This is a genomic window from Treponema sp. R8-4-B8 (assembly GCF_054786175.1).
On the sequence record NZ_BDHE01000048.1, the window covers coordinates 1 to 3,369 of the forward strand.

Annotated in this window: 3 protein-coding genes; all 3 read left to right on the plus strand. The window is 37.3% G+C overall.

Annotated features, from left to right (window positions below; all coding sequences use genetic code 11):
• The first annotated feature begins 151 nt into the window (after positions 1-151).
• On the plus strand, positions 152-2,032 hold the full coding sequence (locus ACYVRA_RS05945) for an SPFH domain-containing protein (RefSeq protein WP_461251831.1): 1,881 nt from the start codon (positions 152-154) through the stop codon (positions 2,030-2,032).
• Entirely contained in the window at positions 2,025-2,903 is an 879-nt protein-coding gene (gene hflC / locus ACYVRA_RS05950; RefSeq protein WP_461251832.1) for a protease modulator HflC, read from the plus strand. Before ACYVRA_RS05945 ends, hflC begins: the two co-directional genes overlap by 8 nt.
• Before the next feature lie 10 nt (positions 2,904-2,913).
• A partial coding sequence (locus ACYVRA_RS05955) for an SPFH domain-containing protein (RefSeq protein WP_461251833.1) occupies positions 2,914-3,369 on the plus strand: 456 nt, incomplete at its 3' end.

Here is a 3,369-nt window from a genome sequence, read left to right on the forward strand (position 1 = left end):
TACTGGTTGCGTTGAAATTTTAAAAATATCTTAGAGTCTGTCCATAGCGCAAATGTTATGACAGATATTAACAGCAAAAGGGGCTGTCCGTAAAAAGGGCAGTCCCTCTGTACATTCAATGTCCTTGTGAGGTATTATTAAAAGTAATATTATGACGGAAGATAAAAAATCGCAAAATTCAGAAATAAGACTGTTTCCAATTATACTCTTAATTATTGCGGTTATCTTTTTAAATTTTTTTTCTTATTTTAGAAACGGATGCGCCATATTATTAAGTCTTGGCAATCTTGCTTTCACCATGACGCTTTTCCTTGTTTTGATAACGGTTTTTTATGAGATAAATAAATTTGACGAATGGTTTAAGCAAAAGCAATTAATTAAAATTATTGGGTTATTTAAAAGAAAATTTAATAAACGTAAATTAAATATAGAAGAAAAGAATGAAGAACCGCAAGAAACAGAAAAAATAGAAAATATCAGTGACGTACAACAGGAAGGCTTACTCGAAATAAAAAAAGAAAATGTTTCACAGCCGCATAAGGAAAGCGTAAGCCTTGAAAAACGTATATGCACATGGGTTTATATCGTCTCCTTTTTATGTATAGCGGTTTGGCGTATAAGCGGAATTTTTAAGGTTTTGCCTTTGTCCTATGTTGAAGATTACCAACTTGGTATCGTAGACGCTGTATTACTGCTTATATTCCCATGTGTAGCCATTCTTTATCTTAAAACGCGAAAAGACAACGATTCATGCTCTACAGACAAAATTTCCCGCGATATTCTCACTTTTTTTTCATATACTTCATTTATCTATGCGGGAGTTATCGCGGCGGCATCGGTACTTAAAATCAATATTCTTGTGATCTTACAATGGGTTTATTATGCCGTCTCAATTTATTTTGTCGTTTCGCTTGCGGTTAATATTTTGCTTTCAACGTTAAAAGGAAATATTTTAAATTTTGATTACGCGCTGTTTCCTAAATTTTTACTGACAAAAGATCAATTTGCGGAAGCGGCGGCTAAATGGAAAGTATCGCTAAAATCGCTGTACACAATAAGGTATACTTTAAAAATTTTACCCGCTCTGGCGCTTGCCTTTATTTTTGTTTTATTTCTTTCAACAGGCGTTTTTGTAGTGCAACCTCATCAACAGGCGGCGGTTTATCACTTTGGCAAGCTGGATCGTTCTTCCATAAAAGACGCGGGGCTGCATTTCAAGTTTCCCTGGCCTGTAGATAAAGTGGAAATATACGATGTCCATCGAGCCGCTTCCATGCAAATCGGCTATGAATCATCGGGAAACGCGAATTTTTTGTGGACGCAAAAACACGATATTGGCGAGTATATGCTGTTACTTGGCAACGGCAATGAAATGGTCGCGGTCAATTTAAAAATTATATATGTAATTTCTGATTTATATTCGTATATTAAAACTTGTACAAATGCGGAAGCTGTTTTAAGCGCAGCCGCTTACAACGCGCTTATGACGCGTACTATCAATACTACGCTTGACTCATTTTTAAACGAGGACAGAAATTCCCTTTCGGTTTCCGTACTAAACGAGTTATCTGATTTTTGTAAATCGGAAAAACTGGGATTTTCTATTATTCAAGTCGTTATTGAAAACATACACCCTCCGGTGGATATTGCGGACGTATATCAAAATGTTGTAAGTGCTTCTATTAATAAAACCACGGCGATTACAAAGGCGCATACCTACGCCGAAACAAAAGTGATAGACTCTGCAAAGCAGAGCAAGCTTGCGATTGACGGCGCGAGAGCCATGCAGTACAGCAGGACAAGCGACGCTCAAAAAGAGGCGGCTGTTTTTTACGCGGCAACGGAAGCGTATAGAATTTCTCCCGGTTCATACCAATTAACCAAAAATCTTGACGTATACCAAAAAATTATAAGAGGCAATAAAGTGTATGTATTTTCACGCGGAGCGGAAAACGCTATATCAAAATTTATTATAGGAAAAGTAAACACTGTTAATTTGTTAGACGCTAATAAAGGAGACGGCAATGAGTAAAATATACAAAGTATTATTTGTTTTAATTTTTATAGTTATCGTAGTGGCGGCGGGATTCACATTTACCGTAAAAGAAGGTTATAACGTTATTATATCAAGATTTGGGAAAATTGTTAATGTGCATAACAACGCGGGTTTGTATTTTAAACTTCCGTGGCCTGTTGACAAAGTAATAACTTATGATACCAGAAATCAATATATGGATTCCGGTTATAATGAAACCCTTACAAACGATAAAATAAATATTATCCTTCAAACCTATATTGTATGGCGAATAACAGATATAAAAAAGTTTCATACAAGCATAGGAAATTATAACGCCGCGCAAAGACATCTTAACGATTTGGCGGCAACGGCAAAAAACAGCGTTATTGGAAATTACAGGCTTTCCTCGCTGGTGTCAACTAACATCGAAGAAATTAAAATAGATGAAATATGTAAAGCCATAGAAGAAAAGACCGCCCAATCCGCGCTTGCAAATTATGGCATTGGGATTCAAGCGTTAAAAATAAAACGGCTTGCGCTTCCCGAAGCTAACATAAAAAGCGTTTTTAATCAGATGATAGCGGACAGGCAAAAATATGTTTCTCAATTTGTCGCTGAAGGGGAACGGGACTCAGCGATAATCACGGGAGAAGCGGACGCGAGAGCCGCGGAAATCTACGCTCAGGGCAAACTTGAAGCGTCGCAAATTGACGCTGAAACTGAAAGAATGATCGCGAGTATCTACGGCGAAGCTTATGACAGAAACTCAAGGTTGTTTGTCTTTTTAAAACGATTGCTCGCGCTTGAGAATTCCGTAAACGCCGACACGACAATAATTATGCGGACAAATGAATCTCCGTTTGACGTAATAACGGGGTCAAATTAGGATAACGGCAATGAAAAACAAGGTTTTTATTGTTTTTACCCAAATAATGGAATACATTATCAAGTATTTCAAGCTGACAGTGTGTTTCGCCGCAGTTCTTATCGTTCTTTCCGGCGTATACCGCGTTGAAAGCAGTCAGACCGCTGTTGTGCTTCGTTTTGGAAAACTTCTTGGCAATTCTCCGGAAAAACAAATTAAAAAACCGGGACTTCATTTTGCGTTTCCGTTTTTTATCGACAAAGTAATAAAAATACCGGTACATACAGTACAGGAAATTGAAGTTACTACGCACTATAAACCGCAGGGAATCGTAGTCTCCTCCGACATTGATAAAAACGGCTATGTGTTGACAGGCGATAAAAATGTAATACTTGTAAAGGCAAAAATAAAATATCAAATAAATTGCCGCGTTTCTTACTTCTTCAAAATAACGGATCGTTTCTGCGGGCGCCGTAAATTCAGTCAG